This window comes from Metabacillus sp. 84, assembly GCF_050107715.1.
Lineage (GTDB): Bacteria > Bacillota > Bacilli > Bacillales > Bacillaceae > Metabacillus_B.
The window spans coordinates 382,778-401,559 of record NZ_JBNILN010000002.1 but is presented as its reverse complement, the minus strand read 5'-3'; the positions used below and the strand labels follow the sequence as shown (position 1 = coordinate 401,559).

At 46.4% G+C, this 18,782-nt stretch carries 21 protein-coding genes and 1 other annotated feature; all 21 genes read right to left on the bottom strand.

Going from position 1 to position 18,782, the window contains the following annotated elements; all coding sequences use genetic code 11:
* Positions 1 to 164 precede the first annotated feature (164 nt).
* The 21 genes from rpmA to pilM all read right to left on the bottom strand — a co-directional run bounded on the left by rpmA (position 165) and on the right by pilM (position 18,760).
* On the bottom strand, positions 165 to 455 hold the full coding sequence (gene rpmA / locus ACQCV8_RS06610) for a 50S ribosomal protein L27 (RefSeq protein ID WP_426843767.1): 291 nt from the start codon (positions 453 to 455) through the stop codon (positions 165 to 167).
* A 12-nt stretch (positions 456 to 467) separates the two neighbouring features.
* Positions 468 to 806, bottom strand: a complete 339-nt coding sequence (locus ACQCV8_RS06605) for a ribosomal-processing cysteine protease Prp (RefSeq protein WP_426843766.1) — start codon at positions 804 to 806, stop codon at positions 468 to 470.
* A gap of 11 nt (positions 807 to 817) precedes the next feature.
* Positions 818 to 1,126, bottom strand: a complete 309-nt coding sequence (gene rplU / locus ACQCV8_RS06600) for a 50S ribosomal protein L21 (protein ID WP_426843765.1) — start codon at positions 1,124 to 1,126, stop codon at positions 818 to 820.
* A gap of 15 nt (positions 1,127 to 1,141) precedes the next feature.
* Positions 1,142 to 1,232 (bottom strand) — a sequence feature (ribosomal protein L21 leader region).
* A 42-nt stretch (positions 1,233 to 1,274) separates the two neighbouring features.
* Positions 1,275 to 2,735: an Rne/Rng family ribonuclease gene (locus tag ACQCV8_RS06595; protein WP_426843764.1), complete on the bottom strand. Its 1,461-nt coding sequence runs from the start codon at positions 2,733 to 2,735 to the stop codon at positions 1,275 to 1,277.
* 56 nt (positions 2,736 to 2,791) lie between these two features.
* Positions 2,792 to 3,658 (bottom strand): site-2 protease family protein, encoded by an 867-nt coding sequence (locus ACQCV8_RS06590; protein ID WP_426843763.1) that lies wholly within the window; start codon positions 3,656 to 3,658, stop codon positions 2,792 to 2,794.
* Positions 3,651 to 4,439 carry a peptidoglycan DD-metalloendopeptidase family protein gene (locus tag ACQCV8_RS06585; RefSeq protein WP_426843762.1) on the bottom strand — a complete coding sequence of 263 codons (789 nt, stop codon included), beginning with the start codon at positions 4,437 to 4,439 and terminating at the stop codon, positions 3,651 to 3,653. Before ACQCV8_RS06585 ends, ACQCV8_RS06590 begins: the two co-directional genes overlap by 8 nt.
* An 814-nt stretch (positions 4,440 to 5,253) precedes the next feature.
* On the bottom strand, positions 5,254 to 6,057 hold the full coding sequence (minD, locus tag ACQCV8_RS06580; protein WP_426843761.1) for a septum site-determining protein MinD: 804 nt from the start codon (positions 6,055 to 6,057) through the stop codon (positions 5,254 to 5,256).
* Between the two features lie 2 nt (positions 6,058 to 6,059).
* Positions 6,060 to 6,752, bottom strand: coding sequence for a septum site-determining protein MinC (gene minC, locus ACQCV8_RS06575; protein ID WP_426843760.1), 693 nt, complete (start codon positions 6,750 to 6,752; stop codon positions 6,060 to 6,062).
* 108 nt (positions 6,753 to 6,860) lie between these two features.
* Entirely contained in the window at positions 6,861 to 7,376 is a 516-nt protein-coding gene (mreD, locus tag ACQCV8_RS06570; RefSeq protein ID WP_426843759.1) for a rod shape-determining protein MreD, read from the bottom strand.
* Complete coding sequence (gene mreC, locus ACQCV8_RS06565) at positions 7,373 to 8,260, bottom strand: rod shape-determining protein MreC (protein WP_426843813.1); 888 nt, start codon at positions 8,258 to 8,260, stop codon at positions 7,373 to 7,375. Before mreC ends, mreD begins: the two co-directional genes overlap by 4 nt.
* A gap of 96 nt (positions 8,261 to 8,356) precedes the next feature.
* On the bottom strand, positions 8,357 to 9,379 hold the full coding sequence (locus ACQCV8_RS06560) for a rod shape-determining protein (RefSeq protein ID WP_426843758.1): 1,023 nt from the start codon (positions 9,377 to 9,379) through the stop codon (positions 8,357 to 8,359).
* A 117-nt stretch (positions 9,380 to 9,496) separates the two neighbouring features.
* Positions 9,497 to 10,186 carry a RadC family protein gene (radC, locus tag ACQCV8_RS06555; RefSeq protein ID WP_426843757.1) on the bottom strand — a complete coding sequence of 230 codons (690 nt, stop codon included), beginning with the start codon at positions 10,184 to 10,186 and terminating at the stop codon, positions 9,497 to 9,499.
* A gap of 33 nt (positions 10,187 to 10,219) precedes the next feature.
* Positions 10,220 to 10,801, bottom strand: a complete 582-nt coding sequence (locus tag ACQCV8_RS06550; RefSeq protein ID WP_426843756.1) for a Maf family protein — start codon at positions 10,799 to 10,801, stop codon at positions 10,220 to 10,222.
* A gap of 119 nt (positions 10,802 to 10,920) precedes the next feature.
* Positions 10,921 to 12,021 carry a GerAB/ArcD/ProY family transporter gene (locus ACQCV8_RS06545; RefSeq protein WP_426843755.1) on the bottom strand — a complete coding sequence of 367 codons (1,101 nt, stop codon included), beginning with the start codon at positions 12,019 to 12,021 and terminating at the stop codon, positions 10,921 to 10,923.
* Complete coding sequence (locus tag ACQCV8_RS06540; RefSeq protein WP_426843754.1) at positions 12,018 to 12,185, bottom strand: hypothetical protein; 168 nt, start codon at positions 12,183 to 12,185, stop codon at positions 12,018 to 12,020. The genes ACQCV8_RS06545 and ACQCV8_RS06540 overlap by 4 nt, the downstream gene beginning before the upstream one ends.
* A complete protein-coding gene (locus tag ACQCV8_RS06535; RefSeq protein WP_426843753.1) occupies positions 12,175 to 13,365 on the bottom strand; it encodes a Ger(x)C family spore germination protein in 1,191 nt (396 codons plus the stop codon). The genes ACQCV8_RS06540 and ACQCV8_RS06535 overlap by 11 nt, the downstream gene beginning before the upstream one ends.
* Positions 13,362 to 14,888, bottom strand: coding sequence for a spore germination protein (locus tag ACQCV8_RS06530; protein WP_426843752.1), 1,527 nt, complete (start codon positions 14,886 to 14,888; stop codon positions 13,362 to 13,364). Before ACQCV8_RS06530 ends, ACQCV8_RS06535 begins: the two co-directional genes overlap by 4 nt.
* A gap of 337 nt (positions 14,889 to 15,225) precedes the next feature.
* Complete coding sequence (locus ACQCV8_RS06525; RefSeq protein ID WP_426843751.1) at positions 15,226 to 16,194, bottom strand: SPOR domain-containing protein; 969 nt, start codon at positions 16,192 to 16,194, stop codon at positions 15,226 to 15,228.
* Positions 16,195 to 16,292: 98 nt separating this feature from the next.
* The gene (locus ACQCV8_RS06520; protein ID WP_426843750.1) at positions 16,293 to 17,111 is read right to left on the bottom strand and encodes a hypothetical protein; all 819 of its coding nucleotides are present in this window, start codon (positions 17,109 to 17,111) and stop codon (positions 16,293 to 16,295) included.
* Positions 17,095 to 17,751: a hypothetical protein gene (locus ACQCV8_RS06515; RefSeq protein ID WP_426843749.1), complete on the bottom strand. Its 657-nt coding sequence runs from the start codon at positions 17,749 to 17,751 to the stop codon at positions 17,095 to 17,097. Before ACQCV8_RS06515 ends, ACQCV8_RS06520 begins: the two co-directional genes overlap by 17 nt.
* 1 nt (position 17,752) lies before the next feature.
* Positions 17,753 to 18,760 carry a type IV pilus biogenesis protein PilM gene (pilM, locus tag ACQCV8_RS06510; RefSeq protein WP_426843748.1) on the bottom strand — a complete coding sequence of 336 codons (1,008 nt, stop codon included), beginning with the start codon at positions 18,758 to 18,760 and terminating at the stop codon, positions 17,753 to 17,755.
* Positions 18,761 to 18,782: the final 22 nt, after the last annotated feature.

The window sequence follows — 18,782 nt, the reverse complement described above, 5'->3', positions numbered from 1 at the left end:
GGCGGGGGCTGTGCCTCCTCAGCTCTTTGCATGTGCGCAGCCACACCTGTCACGCTGATCCCGCAGGAGTCTCACGGCTTGCTCCATTCAACAGGTGCTTTATACTTTATCACTGTAAAAAAAAAAGAAACTCTAGCCCTTATTCAGCTAGAGTTTCGGTTGAATTAAGCTTCTTGAGCTGCAGGGTATACGCTCACTTTTTTGCGGTCGCGGCCGAAGCGTTCGAAACGCACTACACCGTCAACTTTAGCAAATAGAGTGTCGTCACCGCCGCGGCCAACGTTCTCACCAGGATAAATCTTTGTACCGCGCTGGCGGTAAAGGATGGATCCTCCACTTACGAATTGTCCGTCAGCACGTTTAGCGCCAAGACGTTTCGATTGTGAATCACGGCCGTTTTTTGTGGAACCTACTCCCTTTTTGGAAGCGAAAAATTGAATGTCCAATTTCAACATGAGGTTCACCTCCTACCTTTGCAGAATGGTAACGCGAATGTATTCTCCATATTGATCTTCAATCGTCTTCATGGAGACAAGCATGCCCTCCAGCAGCAGCTGGCCTTTTTGAAAAGCTTCACCTGCTGCTGATTCAGGCCACTCAAAGGACAAATACCCGTGCTCCTGATTCATTTCCAACACAGGCTCGAGACCGGTAAGCGCAATGACTGAATTGATCGAGCCAAACGCAACGCAGGATGCACCTGCACATACCAGATCTTTGCCCGTATCATCAAAATCAGCGTGTCCCGACATAGTGAAGGATTGAATGGAACCGTCCTCAGAGCGGTTCACTGTAACGTTTATCATAGGATCAAGCCTTACGCGTTGATTTTTTCAATAACAACTTTAGTGTATGGCTGACGATGACCTTGTTTTTTACGCTGGTTCTTCTTCGCTTTGTATTTGAAAACAACCAATTTTTTCGCACGGCCCTGTTTTTCAACCTTTGCCGTAACGGTTGCTCCGGATACTAGAGGGCTTCCAACTTTAGCGTCGTCGCCGCCTACGAATAAAACCTTGTCAAAAGTAACTGTTTCACCTAGCTCGCCTGCCACTTTTTCAATGTAGACTGCTTGGCCTTCCGCTACTTTAATTTGCTTTCCGCCAGTTTCGATAATTGCGTACATTCCACTGCACCTCCTATTTATACTCAGACTCGCCAGTGTACAGGTGAACAGCCATGAAGCTCACAGCGATTGCTTAAAACCTGCATCCGAGCGGTTGTAGCCACGGGTGCTACAAACAGTAACATATGAATATTACCAGAACATCGTTCTATCTGTCAATATTCTTTTCCTGATTCGCGATTCGTTCAAGAATTTCTTTTTCACTTCCTGTGTGGCGGAGTGAATAGCCCGGCCTGTCCATTTCAGCAGAAGTAATCATGATCCGAAAATGCAGACTTTGCTCAAGCTCTTCTCTTCTTTTATGTAATTCAGCCGCCACCTCAGAGTCTGCCTGTACCCAGACTGCCTCATAGTCCATATAGCGGCAGCTTTGCAGCACCCTCTCAAGGCTGATGATGGCGGTTTCGGCAGATTCCACCCTTCCGTTCCCGCTGCAGACCCTGCATGGAGCGGATAAAAGCGTGCTTATATCTTCACTCGTCTTTTTCCTCGTAATCTGGAGCAGGTTCAGCTCTGTAAATCCAATGATTCGGGTTTGGATGCGGTCCCGCTCGAATTGCTTCTGCATAATAGAGAGGATGCTCTCCTGATCGGCAGCGTCCTTCATGTCTATAAAATCAATGAGAATAATCCCGCTTAAATTTCTTAGCCGTATTTGCCTTGCCGCTTCTGAAGCCGCTTCTCTGTTGGTTTCGAGAACTGTGCGGCGCTGAGAGTCTTTGCCTGTGTATTTTCCTGAATTTACATCGATGACATGCAGGGCTTCTGTTTTTTCGATCAGGAGATAGGCCCCGTTTTTCAGCCATACCGCTTTTTTCTGAAGCTTCTGTATTTCTGCATCAAGGGTATCGTAAACTTCAGAGCCGTCTCTCATGAAAAGCACTTCCGTTGCTGCGTCCTCCGGCAGCTGCCTCTTCAGGCGCCCGGCCAGCCCGGCCTCGCTGCAGTGAATAGACCCGTAGGCAGTGAGAGGCCGTTCTGATACGATGGCCTCCAGCAGATCACCGCCTGATTTCATTTCGGCCGGCGCTTTAGCCGAGGCAGGCAAAAGAAGCTCCTTCCACTGGTTTTTAAGCTCAGCGAATTCCTTTTCCAATTCTTCATTCGTCAACGCAGCCGCTGCAGTCCGGATCAGAATGCCTTCTCCATTTCCAAGAAGAGCATTCCCCCATTCTCTTAATCTTTTTTCATCCGATTCAGCTAACTTTCTGGACACAGTCATTTTGCCTCCAAAAGGCATGTAAATAAATGCATGGCCCGGAATTTCAATATTCGCCGTTAAAGCCGGACCCTTCCATTCATCCCCTTCTTTTTTGATCTGGACAATCAGCTTTTGCCCTTCATGTAAATAAGAGGAGACCGGTTTTTTTGATTCGGCGAGCCTGTATTCAGGCAGGTCCTCCACCCTGATAAATCCATTTTTTTCAAGTCCTATATCAACGAATGCAGCCTGCATTCCTTTGATTACTTTCTCGACCTTCCCGAGATAAATACTTCCGGCCTTGCCTTGCCGGCTGGATCTGATGATTTTCACATCTGTCAGTTTTCCATGCTCAAACAAAGCAATCCTGTTTTCCTGCTGACTGGTTTGTACAATTAGCGTTTTCACCGATTTCCCTCTTTTACGCTCATTTTCCCCCATTTACTCACTTTTTTCAGCGGAAGTCAATACGCATAGACAAGTTCCTCAATTCTCGAATTCGTGCGCTTCTCGGAAAAGAACGCGTGCAGAAGTTCATTTTCATCCAGTTCCGACCACTTATCTCCTTCACGATAAACGATGATGGGATGCTTGCAGCCTCTCTTAAACCTGGACATCACGGCCAGCAGTTCTTCATCGGACTCCACATTTAGAGGATCGAGCTTTTGGATGGCTTTCTGGCTTCCATAGTAGCGGTCCATCAAAAACCGGAGATGAACAAACCGCCGCTGCTTATACTCATGATATAAGCTGTAGCATAAAAAGACGGTAATCATCCATAAATTCAGCTGAAATGGGAAAAGGGTGAGGACCGCCAGCTTGTAAACAATTAAAAAACAGGCAGAAAAAACGATCATTTGCTTATGCGCCGCCGGAAAGGGCTTATAAAGGGAAAACAGGATAAACAGAAGCTTCCCCCCATCAAGAGGCCAGATTGGAAGAAGGTTAAATAGAAAAATGGAGAGATTATAAAACGTGAAAAGCGAAAAATCATCCGGCGATACGAGGCCCGCAAGATACATCATCCAGACGAACCCCTGCATAAGAATATGCTGGCATGGGCCTGCAAGGATGACAGCGAGCTCCTCTTTGATGGAACGGTTGCCGTGCTCCTCCATTTCTGCAGCACCGCCAAATGGCAAAAGCACAATCGACTTCACTCTCCATGAAAAATAAACCGCACATACGGCATGCCCAAGCTCGTGAATCAAAACGATGATCAAAAGAAGGGCAAGCGTTTTAAACTGGGCCGTTGCTGCGCTGATTGCCATCATAACCCACATAAAAGGGTGAATGTGGATTTTCCGGAGCAAAGACCCGTATTTAGTCAAAGGAAATCACCTTATTCGGGTCAACAAAGCTGCCGCCCTGCTTGATTGCAAAATAATACGTTCCCTTTTTATTTTCATTCACCTTAATTGTCCCGACTTCCTTGCCCATTTTTACAAAATCATAAAGAGCAACATCCACTGCGTTAAGATTCCCGTACCACGTTTCACTGCCGTCTGCATGCTGAAGGACGACAGTCAGACCGGTATCCGGCTGCTGGTCCGCAGCAATAACGATCCCTTCGTTCATCGCTTTTACAGCCGGCTGAACAGTCTCCACCAACACGCCCTGGCCGTTCGCTTTAAAATTTTCCATCACCTTACCTGAAGCAGGCAAAGCAAACTCCGTTTTTGGGGACAGCTGCTCCGGAACCCCTTCATTTGGAGCGGCTTGAAACAAGGCAAGCGGGTGGCCAAACTGCTTCTGATACCAGGCTGAAACCGAAGCAAATTGAAATTCCTGGCTTAAAGCCGTTTCGACCGTTCCCCGGACAGGATCAAGTTTTGCGGTATGGTCCTTAAAAACGACCGCCATCGCCAAAACGAGACAGGCTGAAAGAAACAGTTTAAAAAGAAACACTTCGGGCTTAAACAAAGGGTGGCCGGCTTCCTTCAGCGTATCCGGTCCACCCTCATAGGACTGAAGAATTCCTGTATATTTTTCCTCTTCTTCAACAAAGGCTTCTTTTTTCCAGATTAATGGACTATCTGCTTTTTCCGCAGAAGGTTTTGCTTTTCTTCTTCTCGCCATCCGTCTCCTTATTTCATCGGCCCTTCTGGACATCCGCATCCTCCACCCTCTACTAATCATTTGTACAAGTCTATGACTTGTCCGTCGGAAATATGTTTTCTTCAGCATGAAAAAAGCCAGGCGGCGGTGCGCCTGCTCAAGGGATCTGTTTCCTCTGGGGTTCATGCTGCGATTAATAGGCTGACGGGGGCTTCTAACAGAGTTGCTGTGCCTCCTATGCTGCCTGAAGTGGAAAGGATCACCGATGCGGCTGATACGAACATGGCCGTACATGACCTATCTGACCGGGGGAGTGGTCGGTTAGAGGAGTTGGTGTGCAGCAGCGGGGCTTGCTCCTATTGCTAGTAACGGACCTAGCTTTGGCGAATTTTGTCGAAAAGTAATTATATCGAAAGTACGGACAATAAAATGAGGAGTACGGACAATAAAATAAAAGTTAGGACAATAAAATAAAAGTTAGGACAATAAGTTGAGGAGTACGGACAATAAAACAGAAGTAAGGACAATATCCTGATCATCCTCCCCTGAAACAGCTTCACAAGTATAAAAATAAGCTATGAAAAGTGCTCCCATCGCTAAAAATGTGAGTAAACGGTCTTATTGCCTTCAAAAAAGACCTGAAAAGTGCCCGCATGCTTATCCGCCAACTAAGTCCTCACGCTTCATTTCCCGCTTATTCGAAGATTCGGTCTGATGGGAGTCAAAAGGACGCCCCCCACCGCTCCGGACCGCTCTTCTCGCTGTTCAATCTCCGAAATAAACCCTGCTGTGAGAAAGCGTAAATGAAGCCCCGGCGCAAAAAAAAGCAACCCCCTTACAGGGATTGCTTCTGCATAGCCTGGCCCGGTTAAACCCTGGCCCCAAAGAACTTTTTAATTTTATCAATAAAGCCCAGATCCTGCGGATCGAGTGCCTGCAGCGGAACGGATTCGCCGAGGATTCGTCTGGCGATGTTCCGGTAGGCAATAGAGGCGCGGTTATTCGGATCCATCGCGATTGGTTCTCCGCTGTTGGAAGCTTTGATCACCTGATCATCATCGGCCACAATGCCGAGCAGATCAATGGAAAGATGCGCCACAATTTCATCCACATCCAGCATGTCGCCATTCTGGACGAGGTGATTGCGGATCCGGTTGATAACAAGCTTCGGCGGCTCAATGTCTTCTTTTTCAAGAAGTCCGATGATCCGGTCTGCATCTCTGACTGCCGATACTTCCGGGGTCGTGACGACAATCGCCTTGTCTGCTCCGGCTACAGCATTTTTAAAGCCTTGCTCAATTCCAGCCGGACAATCGATTACGATATAATCATAGTCCTGCTTGAGTTCATCGACGAGTTTTTTCATCTGCTCGGGCGAAACGGCGGATTTATCGCTCGTCTGTGCGGCCGGCAGCAGGTAAAGCAAATCATCAAACCGTTTATCCTTCACAAGTGCCTGGTGGATTTTGCAGCGCTCTTCGACAACATCTACTAAATCATAAATAATCCGGTTTTCGAGTCCCATTACCACATCGAGATTACGCAAACCAATATCGGTATCAATCAGACATACCTTTTTGCCCAGTATGGCCAGGGACGTTCCTAAATTGGCAGAGGTAGTGGTTTTCCCAACCCCGCCTTTTCCAGAGGTTACAACAATCGCCTCTCCCACGGTTACATTCCCCCCTCAAGCGTAGTTATATCAGGTCTTACATACATTACATTTTGGAGCCGGTCTCTTTTCATGTGCCCTTCATCGTCTATGTACGCACACTCCATCCCGTGTTCCTCTGCATGGATACGCTCAGGAGCCTGATTAAGAGAATCAAAGATTTTAAGCTGTGCCGGTGCCATGACAGACGCGGCGATAATCGCCCGGCTGTTTCCGCTGTACCCTGCATGTGCCATACCTCTCAGGACGCCGAGCACAAATATGCTGCCGTTCGCAATGACTGTGCCGCCGGGATTGACATCCCCGATTAAAAGAAGATCCCCTTCCACGTGCAGCACTTGTCCGGAACGGACAATTCTTGCAGCTTTCACAACCTCGGCCTCTTTTTTCAGCCTGTTGGCCTCTTCTTTTGTCACAACATCAGACTCGATCTGTTCGACGACAAGATTTTTCTTTTTTCGGATGGTTGTTTTCACCGTTTGCTGCTGCTCTTCTGTGAGAAGGCGCTTGCCGGACTTAACGCTCACCCCGATTAACGGGCCGTTTTCCTGTACGTATTGCTTTGAGGAAAGCATCTCTTCCAGTTCGGAGATCAGCGTTTCATACGTACAGCCATCATCTAAATAAAGAGTGAGGCCATCCTTTGTTCCTTTTATTGTCACATACTGCTGTTTTTGGGCTTTCACGATGTTCACCTCAATAGCATTACAAATTCGACAAACCGATCCGATTCTCCTTTTTTGCCGGTAACAGCTGCCCGGTCAATATTCCCTGCTGTAAAAGAGAGAATACGGCAGGTCTGGTTAGTCCTCTGTTTGCCTTCTCAGAGCAGTCAGGAACGTTTTTAAAGGAAAAATCATGACAAGACCCGCAATTGAATTTACGGCAAGCGTCGGAAGCAGTCTCCGGTTGGTAAATTCATAGAAATTGAGCGGATTTAAGCTGATAATCAGCTGAATTCCATATATATAGAATTCAAAAAGGCTAATGGCGAGCATCCCCACCAGTAATACAACGAAGGCATTGTTCTGAAGAACTCTAAGCGCTCTTCCTGCCATATACGTCAAAAAGGGATAGGCAATCAGATAGACTCCAAGTATTTCTGTGTAGACAATATCATGGAGCAGGCCGAATATGGCAGCATAGGGAATGGCAAAGCTGTCTTTAACGTAAACCGATATGAAAATTAACAGGAGCAGAACGAATCTAGGGATGTAAAACATATCCTCCGAAAAGGCTGGGACCAGAAACAAATCACCTGCTGTACTCTCCATAATAAAGAAAAACAAGACAACAAGCGGAAGAAGAAATCGCCTCAATTGGATTCCTCCTCCGCTTCACCGTCACTGACATCCCCTTCTGGAGGCACAGGGGCATCACGTTTAGCAATAAAGACGTTATCGACATCATATAGATCAGCTGCAGGTTTCACGTAGGCCATTTTCGTCAAGCCGTAGGAATCGGGCTGTACGTCTTCCACCGTTCCTATCAGGAGACCGCCTGGAAACACGCCGCCATTTCCGGCCGTAACGACCTTTTGTCCTTTTTTGATATCCATGCTTGTGTTGATGTTCCGGTACAGCAGCATTTCTTTTTTCTCATCATAGCCCGCAATGAGACCGAAAATCTCTTTGTCCCCCTCAACGATTGCAGGCACCTGGTTCACCCGGTCCTGGGCGCTTAGAAGCTGAACAGTGGAGGTAAATTCATTCACGCTTTTAATTTTTCCGATGAGCCCTTTGCCGGTCATGACCGCCATATCCTCGGTCACCCCATTTTTGTTTCCGCGGTCGATTGTAATGTACTCATACCAGCGGTCAGGGTTTCTGGCAATAAGCGTTCCCGTAATCGGCTCATATTTGCTCAAGTCTGTTTTGGCGTCAAGGTCGGTCCGAAGCTCTTCATTTTCTTTTCTTAGGCGCTGAACCTCGGAATCGAGGCTTGCATATTTTTCAATTCTGGACTTTAAATATTGATTTTCATCATATGTATTCTTCAAATCTGACATTCCTTCAAAGGCACCGCCGAAAAATTGGGCAGGCTTATGAAAAACAGATTGAAATACACCGGTCGTATCTTTGACAAACTTCTCGGGCCAGGTGAGTTCTCGGTCGCCTTTTAGAGAAAAGCCAATTAATGCAACGAGCAAAATGACGCTTGCCAGCAGCAGAATGAGTCGTTTGTTCATAAAAAAAGGCGGCATCATTTACACCTCTTCACATTTAGAATTCCTTTTCCTTACAATTATGCCTGAAAAGCATTCGGCGCCTCTTTAAAGAGACACCGAACGAATATACCTTCAGCGGAAATTTTTTGTTTTTCCTTTGAACAAATGAATATGCTCCAGAGCTTTTCCCGTTCCGATGGCGACGCAATCAAGAGGATTCTCAGCGATCAGAACAGGCATGTTGGTCTCCTCGCTGATGACTTTATCCAGGTTGCGGAGCAAAGCTCCTCCTCCTGTTAACACAATGCCGCGGTCCATAATATCGGCCGCCAGTTCAGGCGGAGTTTTTTCAAGCGTATTTTTTACCGTATCAACAATCGTGTACACCGTATCACGAAGGGCTTCAGCAATTTCCTTCGCCGTAATTTCGATGGTTTTCGGAAGACCCGTCAGCAAGTCCCGGCCGCGAATTTCCATATTGTCTACACTCTCATAGGATCCGGCAGAACCAACTTCCATTTTAATCGCTTCTGCAGTACGGTCCCCGATCATCAGGTTGTACGTTTTCCGGATATAATTAATGATGGCGTCGTCCATTTCATCCCCAGCTACCCGGATGGACTGGCTTGTGACAATTCCCCCAAGTGAAATGATTGCCACTTCCGTCGTACCGCCGCCGATGTCCACAACCATGCTGCCTGTAGGCTCCCAAACAGGGAGGTTTGCACCGATCGCAGCGGCAAAAGGCTCCTCTATCGTGTAGGCATCCCGGGCGCCGGCCTGTCTTGTAGCATCAATGACTGCGCGCTCTTCAACTGCCGTGATGCCGGATGGCACACAGACCATAACGTATGGCTTTCGTGAAAAAAGGCTTTTGTTTTTCGTAGCTTGCTTTATGTAATACTTCATCATTGTTGCAGTTGTCTCATAATCAGCAATTACGCCATCTTTCATCGGCCGCAAAGCAACCACGTTTCCCGGAGTCCGGCCAATCATATTTTTAGCATCGTTTCCGACGGCAACGATGGATTTGGTATCTGTTTGCAGTGCCACAACTGAAGGCTCACGGAGAACAATTCCTCTTCCTTTTACAAACACGAGGGTATTCGCTGTACCTAAATCTATTCCAAGGTCTCTAGTACCAATTCCAAACATTCATGTATCTCCCTTTCTGAAACGAATCACTTTTTTATTTATAAGGATGTCGTGCAATGAAAAAACTCATAAACCTTATTATAACGTAATTTGTCAAAAAAAAAAGTGAAATTCAGGTTACAAATAGCCTTTTTCCTTTAAGCTGATGTATTTTCTGTCACCAATGATCAGATGATCCAGCAATTCAATTCCAATCATTTTTCCGCATTCGGATAAACGTTTCGTCACTTCAATGTCTTCACGGCTGGGGGAAGGGTCCCCTGAAGGGTGGTTATGGATGCAGATAAACGAAGCAGCGGAGCGCCTGAATGCTTCCTTGAACACCTCCCTCGGGTGGACGATGGAAGCATTCAGGCTCCCAATAAAAACGGTGTGCTTATGAATGACGTGGTTTTTCGTATTGAGGTATAGACAGACAAAATGCTCCTGCGTCAGAAACCGCATTTCTTCCATTACATAGTTGGCTCCGTCCTGCGGCGACCTGATGACATATCTTTCTTCGTTTGAAAGCTTGAGAATTCTTTTTCCGAGCTCCATTGAAGCAAGAAGCTGGGTGGCTTTCGCCTGGCCGATTCCCGAAATCGAAGTAATCTCTTCAATCGAAGCATCCTTAAGGAGCTTCAATCCTTCAAAATGGGCGAGCAGTCTCGAAGCAAGCTGAAGAACAGACTCGCTTGCAGAGCCCGTTCTCAGCAGGATGGCAATAAGCTCCTGATTGGAAAGATTGCCCGGTCCATCGTTCAAAAGCCTTTCTCTCGGTCTTTCTTCTGCAGGGAAATCACGGATTTTAAGCAATGATGGATTCATTGTTCCTCCTTTTCCCTTTTGCGCTCATCTTTGCTAACAGGAAAACCCTATCTCTCTTAATTCACGGATCAGTCTGGAGACCGGGAGCCCGACTACGGAAAAGTAATCGCCGCTGATTTCCTTTACGAATGCTTTTCCCAGTCCCTGGATGCCATAGGAGCCTGCTTTATCAAGCGGTTCGCCCGTTTCAGCATAAGCTTGAATTTCTTCTCCGGACAAATTCCAGAATGTTACGTCTGTTGAAGTAAAAAAGGACTTTTCCTTTTTTCCTCTGAAAATGGAAACTCCGGTCAGCACCCTGTGAGTCTTGCCTGAAAGCTGTCCTAACGTTCGGATGGCATCTGATTCATCCCGCGGTTTGCCGAGAATCTGCCCGTTCAAAACCACAGCTGTATCCGCAGCGACAATAAAGGAGTCGGGAAAAGATTCTGCAATATGCATGGCTTTTCTCCTTGCAAGCTGCTGAACCGCTTCTTCAGGAGACACCTCTCCTTCAATGGTTTCATCGACATCGGTAATGATTACATTGAACGGAATTTGAAGACCTTCCAGCAATTCTTTTCTGCGGGGCGAACCAGAAGCTAAAATAAGGTGCTGCTTTAAATGTGCCTGCATAAAATAAACATTCATCCTTTCAAAAAGTGATTCTAAAGGGAGATACAGAAGTATCGTATCAAATAGCCCAATGAAGCACAATTTCTGAAATACGCCATTTACCGTGCCAAATCTGTTTTTTACCTGCCTTTTGTTTTTGCATGGTGTTTTTTCAGAACGATCCCGGCGGACAGCACAAGAATCATCAGGAGATACAGGACAAACCACCACAGCGTCCAGTATTTAAGGACGAAATTATTGAAATCTACCAGGCTTTCGTGTGTTTTATTTGCCATGATCCAGACAAACAGAGCAGATGGAAGGATAAAGGGTCGATAGGTGGAATGCTTTGTAAGAGTTTTAAATCCGAGCATTGCAGACTGCAGGCAAAACGTAATTTTAACAAAAATTCCAAATATCCAAAATACGCCAATCAATACTTCAACCCGTTCAAAAAGCTTCACAATGGTAATGTCCCTCATCATTTCAAAGGTGGAATAGGTTTGTCTTATGACAAGGTCATAGCCCTGAATGCCGATACTCAGCAGCACGATGACAGATAGGATCACCCCCCCAATGAGCAAGCCCGCCAAATACGTTCTTCCAAGTTTGTTTTTATCGCTCACATACGTAAAAACACACGACATGAGTATAATTTCAATAAATGGAAAGCCAAGGACTGTATACGCTCCATGCCAGATTGCGTGGAAGCCCCGTGAAAAATAGGGCTTTAGGTTCGCAAGTTCAAATTGATTCATAACTAGTAGAACAGAAAACAGCAGCAGGAGGATCATGACAGGAGTAAAAAATTCATTGACTCTCGCAACGTTGTTTAACCCGAAAAAAACGGAGTACATCACAACCAGCAAAATGAGGATTTGAAAGACGGCAGGACTGCTTTCAGGGCTTATGGAGCTGGTCATAAAGTTGCTTAAGTTTCTTAAAATGTATGCCGCAAGGTGCAGGGCGTAAAAAATGATAAGGACATTTACCAATACACTTGCATGCTTTCCAAGCACCTTTTCACAAACTTCAAATATGGATGCGTAATGATATTTTTTCAAAAGAAGGATTAAGGCAAAATTTAAGAGAAGTCCGATAACGAATGCAAGAATCATTGATAACCATGCTTCATTTTTGGCAAAGCCTGCAGTGAGACCCGGTGCCATTAAAACAGAGCTGCCCGTTATAAAACTGATGGTGATGTATAAGAGCTGCCGCTTGGAAATCACTTGATTCATGGCTGGTCTCCCCCTTCAAACAGGATAGAATAAAGAGGGTCAAGCGCAGCTGAAATCCATTCATCTACTGGAAAAACCTCGATTTGGAAAAAAGAGAAAATGCCATATCCAGCAGTGAAGAACCAGACAATCGCAAGCACTGCCTTGTATTTTTTATTTTTCATAAACACTCTTCACCCTCAACCCAGTCTGTTCAATGCTGATATCCACTGCCGGTTCAAGCTTTGCTGTTTTATAAAGCTGTTCCCATTGTTTTTTCATTCTCCTCCAGTCTGAATAATGATTTTCATAAAGCAGCTGTCCAAGCCCTAATGGATCTGAACCAGAAGAAACGGTTTTGGAAAAGGTTTTTTGCATCTCTTCTTTAAGTTTTTGCTCTGCTTTTTTTTCGATTTCTTTAAGGCCGCTGCCTTTTTCCAGAATAACGGGACATGTTACCTCTTGAATCACTGCTTTCGCTGAAATTCCAGCTGTATAAAGCAGTGGCTCCAACGAACTGACCCTGATCCGCCCTTTCGTCTGCTTAAACCGGAGCCCAACCTGCTCTCCCGGGTATCCGGGGCAATCGACACTGGTTTCAAATTCTGCTGCTTTACCTGTTAGCAAAGCCCATCCGCGTGATTCCTCCTGTGTAAACCATCCCGAGAGTTTACGATCCCCAAAGTATGCAAGCCCCGTCATTTCAAACATCTTTTGATCACCATCAATTTGTTCAAGCACAGAGGTTTCAGAAGCATCCATCTCGATTTTCTTTCTAATTCCCGGTATGACGGGATCTATGTATGAACCGAAGCTCCAGCGGACAACATCCTGGATTTCAATTCCTCTCTCCAGCCCCATGCTGCCCCCGTATATTTCAATTCTTCTGCTGATGGAGAGGGCAGGCATATTCTGAATTGGCAGATATACAGAAAGGATTTCCTTTGCAGAGCTTTCCTTTGCAACGAACATATTGATGTTATCCCTAATTTGGTAATAACGCTCCAGATAATCAATAATCGGGAGAAACCCTTTCTTTCTCGCGAGCTGCTCACCAATCAGAATAACGGACACATGAGAAAAATAGACTTTGCGAGAAAACAGATTTCTGGCTTTTTCCATGATTTCTGTAATGTTTCGGCCAGTAATAGTATAGGTAAATACAGATCCACCCGTACCTCCCGAATCATTTGCGCCTTTCGACTTTGCTGTAGCACCCGGATTAACGAGCTGCATGGACATACTGAGGCCCTCGGAACTTTCATCAAAACCGAGTCCGGAAATAATAGCAAGTTCGTTCAATTCTACTCTTCCACAGGATGCCAGCAAAATGCATATTGCTATTAGGAGCGGCCATTTTTTCATTGCGCACCACCGTTCTCCTGCCTGGCTTGGAGCCGCTTATACAGCTTTGTATTCGTAATCCATAGAGGCATTCTTAAAAAGCTGTCCTTCTGATCATCCAGTTTGAAAGGAGCAAACGGCTGAAAGTAAGGAACACCGGCAGACTCAAGCGATGCAAGATGAATGACGAGAGCGATAACGAATAAAGTCATTCCATATATTCCAATGGTTGAAGCGGTCACCATTAAGGCAAAGCGCAGCAGCCGGCTGGCGCCTGCAAATGAATAATAAGGAGCAACAAAGCTCGAAATCGCTGTCAGCGATACGACGATAACGATTCCAGGGGAGACAAGTCCTGCTGCAACCGCCGATTCCCCTATTACGATCGCACCTACAATCGATACGGCAGAACCGACCGGACGGGGCATACGGACCCCTGCTTCCCTTAAAATTTCAAAAATGACCTCCATTAAAAGGGCTTCAATGAAGGCAGGAAAAGGAACCCCTTCTCTCTGAGCAGCCAGACTGATTAACAGTTCAGATGGGATCAGCTCCTGATGAAATGTTGTCACAGCTATATATGTAGCAGGAAATGCAAGGGATATGATATAGGCAAGGAGCCTGATGACCCTCACAAGGGAAGCAATATCATAGTTTTGATAGTAATCCTCTGCAGCTTGGAAAAACGACCAAAACGTCGCTGGGGCAATTATGCAAAAAGGAGTGCCTTCCATCAGGATGATTACTTTTCCTTCGGTAAGAGCAGATGCCGCAACATCCGGCCTTTCCGTAGATAAAAATAGCGGGAAGGGCGTAAACAGGTTATCCTTAAGCAATTCCTCAATCATGCCCGTTTCGAACAATTTATCTGTTTCCAGTGTAGACAGCTTTGAATGGAGGTGATTGAGCACCTTTTTATCTGCAAGTCCTTCAACATATCCGATAATCAGCTTCGTTTGCGTAATTTTCCCTGCAGTCATGGATTGGAAATGAAGAAGCGGTGTTGAAATTCTTCTTCTGATCAGCGGAAGATTTTCAGAAAGAGTTTCCACGAATCCTTCCCTGGGCCCCCGGACCATTGTCTGTGACTGGGGTTCTTCGATCGTACGCGATCTCCAGGATGTCAGAGGAATTGAATAGGCTAAAGACAGCCCGTCTGCAAAAAGCAAAACTCCCCCTCTTAATAGAGAATCCGTTGATTCATTAAACTCCGTCAGATGCTGCATTCCTGCAGAAACCGCGAGCGTATCTTTTATCCATTCCGGACCGCCCACTGGAATATCCTGCTGCAGCTTCTGAAGAATAGGAGCTACGATAAATTCTTCAATTTGCTGTCTGTCTGTCATATTCTCAAGATAAACGATCATAAAGGAAAACGATTCTCGCTCATACAATTGAACAATTAAATCATCACTATTTCCGAACAGTTTGACAAGTGTCGCTTCATTCTCATATAACCGGTCCGAAACCGGAAGAGCGGCCCATTCCGACCTCTTTTCATCAAGCTCCCTGATCCGGTCTTTCTTCATTTTCAGATTTACCATAGAGCGCCCCTCCTCCCGGAACATTCGCTGCCAATAGTATGCTTCACAGAATTTTCCTTATTCAGCTATTTATGGCGGGCTGCACTAGTTGACGGGATTTGGAACGTGACGGATGGAATCAATGCTAATGCAAGGGGGCTAAGCGGCAAAACCCTGGAAAACAATAGGGGATACAGGCCCGGGTGAGTGGATGTGTTGCATGATCTGAAGGACATTAGGGGGAATAGCGGGTAGAACGTTGCTGGATAAAGGCTCGTTTAAAAAAACAATGACGGCTCTAGGGCCGCCACGAAAATGCCAATCTGACTTTTTTGCTTTCTATTTATGGGCAAGCCGTTTATTTCCCGACGTTTAGCCCATCCAGAATCATTTGCTGAGCCTTCCAGCCGCTTGCTGGCGAAGACTCTTTAGACAGCTGGCTGACAGCTTCAAGCAGGCTGCTGCTTAAAGAAGGCGAGGCGGATTTTATCTCTTCTGCTGCTTTTAAAGCTTCTTTCAGCTTACCTGCATCCAATTGGCTTCCATTAATGGCGGCTATGGCAAGCCCGGATGCATCTCCAACAGCTTTTTGCATATCTGCCGCAGCTTTTTCAGAGCCAGCCACTTCCCATTGGGCCTGCTTGCCTCCCCATGCGTCCAGCTTGCTTTCCTGATAAACCTTGCTCAGCCCGGCTGTTTCCTCCTTGGAAAGGCCAATTCCTCCATATACAAAGAACGAACCGTCCTCCTCACGGATGGCAGCTGCATACCCTTTGCCTTTTATTTCTCCTGCTACCTGATCAGCGGAAGCTTTTGAGGAAAATTTTCCATTCTGCACAACATAGGAAGTCAGATTTCCTGTCACAGCTTTTGCTCCATCTGCCGGCTTAGCATCAAGTGCGGCCGGAGCGGTTTCCCCTTCGCCTGCAGAGCCCTCCGTTTGAACAGCAGCCGGCATCTCATCATTGGAAATCACATTCAGCGCGATAAAACCAAACGAAACGCCTAATACAACAGCGACAATCACCGTAAATAAAAATTGTTTAACCGGGAACAGACGATCCTGGAGACCTGAGCTGCTTTCGCCCGCAAATGAAAATCCTTTCTTCTTTTCTTTTTTCTGAATGAGCACCTTAGGATCCTCTTCATATACTTCCGCGTCGTCATCAGGCAGCACCCAGTTAAACTCGTCTTTTTTCTCCGAAGCTGCGGCTGACTCTTTAGCAGCATTTTCTTCCCATGAAGAAAAAGGAATAACGGTCGGCTTCACCGATTCCCCGTTCATATTTATTTTAATGGTCCTTCCTTTTTTCTGCTGCTTGTCCATTTGCTCACCGCCCCTGCTGGCCATTTTCTTTCATGCTAGCATAGGAAATATAAAAAAAAACAAGACCTGTGTCGTCTTGTTTAAAAAGCTTTCGCCATCTATTCGGCTGATTCGCCAATGTTTTCAGTGGACGGAGATTCAAACGGATCTATGACGCTGCCGGGATTCGTTTTCGGAAACGGCGGCAGATCATCCTTCAGCTCTTCTAAGTTCGGCATATAGTAAGCAGAAACAATCACATCATATTTCAGCGTCTCCTCCACAGCTTCTTCCGGTATTGCTGTTTCCGGATTTGAAAGCGCCACAGACTCGATTTGGGTGATTCGCTTTAACGATTCCAGCGTTTCCAGAAATCGTCGAACGGAGCTGTAATCATCGGATTCAAGAGAAACCGTAACTGAAATTTTTTCCATCCCTGATGGAAGGGATGGTTCATCGGAAGCAGGCTGCGCTTCCACAGCCTTCTCTTCTTCTGACCCTTCTGCCGGTTCATCCGTCTCGTTCCCGGCATCAGCCGCTTCGTTCTCAGCGGTCTCTTCAGCCGAGCTGTCTTCCTCCGGTGCCTGCTCAGCTGTTTGATCAGAAAAGGTCTCATCAGCGAAGGCTGCTGATTTCACGGTGCTTCCGGATAGTGTTTCCGCTTTTTCAAGATCTAAAAGGAATTGCTCTTCAAAGCGGTTATTTGGCACTTCCATTTGAAGCTCAGCGAGAGAATACTGATTAAGAACAGCGCTCGGCGCCCCCGAGACATTCGCTGAGGAAAGTTCCTCCTCCAGACTTTCGATATTCTTCTCCTGCGTCTCCTGCTTCTGGACAAGCGGGCTGATAAGCAGGGATTGAAACGCGGCGTAGCCTGCACCAAGAAGGGCGAGTGTCAGAATGGAAGCAATAAGGTGTTTCTTATTGAATTGAATCATCCTGCACCCCCTCCTTCTCATTGTCTTCCGCTGCATCCTCCTGAAGCTCTTTCCATGCTGCCCTGTCCAGGTCCATTTCATAGGTGGCGGTATACGGCAGAGCCTCCTCCAATCCGGAAGGGACTTCCTCGCCTTCTTCGCTTGAGAGAGCGGGTTCCTTTCGTTCCTCGGCGTTCATCTCAAGCAGACGGACCGAGCTGAAATAAGGAATCTCCTTTAGCCTGTTAAGCAAAAAGGCCCCCTCCCTGGATTCTTCCAGTTTAACGGATAGAAGCAGCTTATTGGCTTCGGTATAGCCAATCTCCTCTATAAATCCCCCGTTCGGGAGCTTCAGTCTGAGCTCGTCCATGATCGGCGCAAAATCCACCGGGTATTCCTTCGTCCAGACAACCGCATCTGCGAGCGTCTCAAAGGCGTTCCCTCCTGAATTTTTATCGGCTGATTCCGCTTGCGCAATCATCTGCTCCTGGATCGTAAGGTATTCCTGCTCCTGCTTTTTTAAATGGCTTTCTTCAGTGGTATATTGATGCTGCATTAATAGCAGGACTGCAACAGCAGCCAGCGCAAGCAGGCCAAACAGAGCAAGGGTGGCATAATTTTTCCGTTTTCGTTCCGGAAGCAGGTTGATTTCGGCCAGCATGCTAATCCACCTCTTTCAGCGCAAGACCAAGCAGCACATTAAATTTCCCGGGCAATGCTTGATTATCCGGCGTGTATACGGTTTGGCTGCGGATATTGTTCACCGGCATGACAGCAGAGTCCGCAATTCTTTCCGTTAATTCACTGAGCAACGGATGGTCGCCGGTGACAAAAAGTTTTTCGATCTTCCGGCTGCCTTCATTTAACGTAAACTGATAAAAATTCATCACCCGTTCAATTTCCTTTAAGCTGTCCTCGAATGCTGAGAGGACTTCATCCGGAGACTGCGTTTTATGGATAAGCTGAAAATAATCTCCCGATACAGCCGAGTATTCACAATCCCATTCTTTAATTTGCGCATCAATCGGCAGGCTTCTCATCATCAGAAGCTCATCCTTTTCAAAAATAGAGAAAGTGACGCTCTTTACATTGGCCTGAACAAGGAGACTGCTGTTCTGCTCTCTGTTTTCACCCTGCAATTGATTGTGCAGCCTGAATAAGCAAAGCGGCGAAATATCGGCAGCGGAAGGCGAGAGCTTATGGGCCTCTAAAAACTGAGAATAATCGCGGACAACAGCTTCCGGTGCAGCAAACAGACAGACGTCCCGCTTTTGCCCGGGCCGGTCCAGGATCTGGATGTCAAAAAGAGGGTCCTCAAAGGGCAGATGAATGCTGTTTCCAAGCTCTACATACAAATAACTTTTCAATTCATCTCCGGGAATGTCTTCCGGAACTTCAATCTTCTTCACAACCACAAAGGAATCGGGAACGACAAACCGGATTTTCTTCTTTTTCAAATTCCATTCTTCCTTGCATTCTTCAAGAATAAGAGAAAGCTTTTCGGGGTCCTGAATTCTGCCGCCCGAAATAATCCCTTCTGGCAGGAAATGCTCCCCAAACCGGCTGACCCGGAGAGGATCTGCAGAGTGGAGCTCAAGGTATTGAATCGAATAATCCGTAAAAAGCAAGTTGGCAGCTGCTGATCTGGTGCGAAATAGTGATCGTTTCATACAAAAGCTCCTTTAGTAAGAA